The organism is Sphingomonas bacterium (assembly GCF_903643065.1).
GTDB lineage: Bacteria > Pseudomonadota > Alphaproteobacteria > Sphingomonadales > Sphingomonadaceae > Sphingomonas.
This window is the reverse complement of record NZ_CAHJWX010000417.1, coordinates 1-2,823: the sequence shown is the minus strand read 5'-3', so window position 1 is coordinate 2,823 and position 2,823 is coordinate 1. Positions and strand designations below refer to the sequence as shown.

Genomic DNA, 2,823 nt, shown 5'->3' with positions numbered 1-2,823 from the left:
GGCTCGTCCTGCCGGGCTTCCTGCCCGAGCCGCACCGGTACATCGGGCTGTTCGACATCCTGGGCGTGTCGTCGCTGTCCGACCAGTTCCCCCGGCCGGTGGTGGAGGCGATGGCGGCGGGGCTGCCGATCGCGTCCACCCCGGTCGGCGACGTGGCGGCGATGATCGCGCCGGAGAACCGGCCCTATGTCGCGCCGGCGCATGACGAGGTGTTCCTGCGCGACGCGCTCCAGCCGCTGGTCGGCCATCCGGAGGGCCGCCGCCATCTCGGCCGGCTCAACCAGGCCAGGGCGCGGGCCGACTATGAGGAGGCGGCGATGATCGACCGCTACCGCGCGCTGTACGAAGGCGCGCTCGGCCGTCCCGGCGCGCTTGCGAGTTGATCGAGGTTTTCCTCGCGCGTCCGGATGCTTAGGCTATACGTACCCCCCAGGTGCAGACCGGGAGCGGCGATGAACGGGTTTAAGGGGCTCAGGCCCATTTCCTATGCGGGACGGGAGGTCTGGCCGCTGGTCGAGGGCGGCAAGGGGGTCGCCGCGACCAACCATGCCTCGGCCGGCGCCTGGGCGGCGGCGGGCGGCATCGGCACCGTGTCGGCGGTCAACGCCGACAGCTATGATCCCGATGGCAGGATCATTCCGCAGATCTACCGCGCGCTCACCCGGCGCGAGCGGCACGAGGAGCTGATCCAGTACGCGATCGACGGCGCCGTGCAGCAGGTGCAGCGCGCGCGCGACATCGCCAGCGGCATGGGCGCGATCAACATCAACGTGCTGTGGGAGATGGGCGGCGCGCAGCGCGTGCTCCACGGCGTGCTGGAACGCACCCGGGGGCTGGTCGCGGGCGTCACCTGCGGCGCGGGCATGCCCTACAAGCTGAGCGAGATCGCGGCGCAATATGGCGTCAACTACCTGCCGATCGTCTCCTCCGGCCGCGCCTTCCGCGCGTTGTGGAAACGTGCCTATTCCAAGGTAGCGGACCTCCTCGGCGCGGTCGTCTACGAGGATCCGTGGCTCGCGGGCGGGCATAACGGCCTGTCCAACGCTGAGGATCCGCTCAGGCCCGAGGACCCGTATCCGCGGGTGAAGGCTTTGCGCGAGACGATGCGCGAGGGCGGGGTCGCCGACGAGACGCCGATCATCATGGCGGGCGGCGTCTGGTATCTGCGCGACTGGAACGAGTGGATCGACAATCCCGAGCTGGGCCAGATCGCGTTCCAATACGGCACCCGCCCGCTGCTGACGCGCGAGAGCCCGATCCCGCAGGACTGGAAGGACCATCTGACCCGGATCGAGGAAGGCGAGGTGCTGCTTCACCGTTTCTCGCCCACCGGCTTCTACTCGTCCGCCGTCCGCAATCCGTTCCTGCGCGCGCTGGAGGCGCGGTCGGAACGCCAGATCGCCTTCTCGACGCAGGAAGCCGGCGACCACGTCTTCCAGCTCGACGTCGGCGTGAAGGGCCGAAACTTCTGGGTGACGCGCAACGACCTGCTCCGCGCGCGCGAGTGGTTCGGCCACGGCTTCACCGACGCGCTCAAGACGCCGGACAACACGCTGGTGTTCGTGTCGCCGGGCGAGAAGGCGGAGATTCGCAAGGACCAGGCCGATTGCATGGGCTGCCTGTCGCAATGCCTGTTCTCGTCCTGGGCGGACACGGAGACCAACTCCACCGGCCGGCTTGCCGACCCGCGCTCCTTCTGCATCCAGAAGACGCTGCAGGAGATCGCGCATGGCGGCGACATCGAGCAGAACCTGATGTTCGCCGGCCACGCCGCCTATCAGTTCAAGCGCGACCCGTTCTACTCGAACGGCTTCGTGCCGACGGTGAAGCAGCTGGTGGATCGCATCCTGACGGGGGATTGAGCGATGGCGGATCGAAGGATGCTGAGCTTCGAGGTGGACGAGGAGATGAGCGGCTTCGTGGCGGAGCAAGTGGCGGAGGGAAGTTACGCCAACGCGGGCGACTATCTCCGTGACCTGATCAGGAATGATCGCGACGCTCTCGCCTGCGAGATGTCGCCCGAGCGCCTCGCCTATCTGCGGGAAGCCTTTGCGCAACCGCCTGGCGCTTACGTCGAGGCGAATGCCGAGACGTTCCTGTCCGAGATGAGGCAGCGGTATCGGACGTGCGAGGAGTAACGGTCGAGGCGACCGCTTGGGTGGACCTGACGGAAATCTATGACTTCACACGCCGCCGTTGGAACGAGCGGCAGGCTGATCGCTACATCTCCGGCCTGTTCGCGACGTTTCGGGGGATCGCGGAAGAGACCGCGTCATCGCGCGTGGTCAAGCGTGTCTCCGCCGATGCGCGGGTCAGTGAATATGAGTCCCACCTGATCTACTGGCGCATTCGCGAAGACGGGAACGTCGGCATTGTCGCGGTCCTACATGGGCGCATGGATCAAGTGCCGCGGGCACGTCGGGCCTTCGGGGCCGCAGGGCGCGACTAAGACTTGCCAGGCAAGTAGCTTTGCTTTCCACTCGAATGATCCTCCGGCGATACGATGGTGTCATGAAGCGCGCGCTCGTTATCCGCCATGTCGATCACGAAGGCATCGCCGGCTATCGGCGGCCGCTGGAGGAGGCGGGCTATGCAATCGAGCGGGTGGCGGCGTGCACGCCCTGTCTCGCCCGCGTCGACCCGCTGGGGCCTGACCTGCTGATCGTGATGGGTGGGCCGATGGGCGTGTATGAACAGGCGGCGTACCCTTGGCTCGCGCCCGAGATCGCGCTGATCGCCCGTCGCCTTGAGGCCGGGCGGCCGACGCTGGGCGTTTGCCTGGGCGCGCAGCTGATGGCGGCGGCGCTGGGCGCGGCGGTCCGG

The 2,823-nt window shown here is 67.7% G+C and carries 5 protein-coding genes; all 5 read left to right on the top strand.

Annotation, left to right across the window (positions count from 1 at the left end; all coding sequences use genetic code 11):
• On the top strand, positions 1-383 hold a 383-nt coding region (locus tag HUU95_RS13170; protein ID WP_174280519.1), incomplete at its 5' end, for a glycosyltransferase.
• A gap of 69 nt (positions 384-452) precedes the next feature.
• Complete coding sequence (locus HUU95_RS13165; RefSeq protein ID WP_174280518.1) at positions 453-1,862, top strand: NAD(P)H-dependent flavin oxidoreductase; 1,410 nt, start codon at positions 453-455, stop codon at positions 1,860-1,862.
• A 3-nt stretch (positions 1,863-1,865) separates the two neighbouring features.
• Complete coding sequence (locus HUU95_RS13160) at positions 1,866-2,138, top strand: ribbon-helix-helix domain-containing protein (protein ID WP_174280517.1); 273 nt, start codon at positions 1,866-1,868, stop codon at positions 2,136-2,138.
• Between the two features lie 20 nt (positions 2,139-2,158).
• Positions 2,159-2,449, top strand: a complete 291-nt coding sequence (locus HUU95_RS13155) for a type II toxin-antitoxin system RelE/ParE family toxin (RefSeq protein WP_254602797.1) — start codon at positions 2,159-2,161, stop codon at positions 2,447-2,449.
• 62 nt (positions 2,450-2,511) lie between these two features.
• Positions 2,512-2,823, top strand: a 312-nt coding sequence (locus HUU95_RS13150) for a glutamine amidotransferase-related protein (protein WP_174280515.1), incomplete at its 3' end; no start/stop codon positions are given.

Coding starts and splice junctions, on each gene's coding strand:
- HUU95_RS13165 (WP_174280518.1), top strand. CDS start 453: ATGAACGGGTTTAAGGGGCTCAGGCCCATTTCCTATGCGGGACGGGAG.
- HUU95_RS13160 (WP_174280517.1), top strand. CDS start 1,866: ATGGCGGATCGAAGGATGCTGAGCTTCGAGGTGGACGAGGAGATGAGC.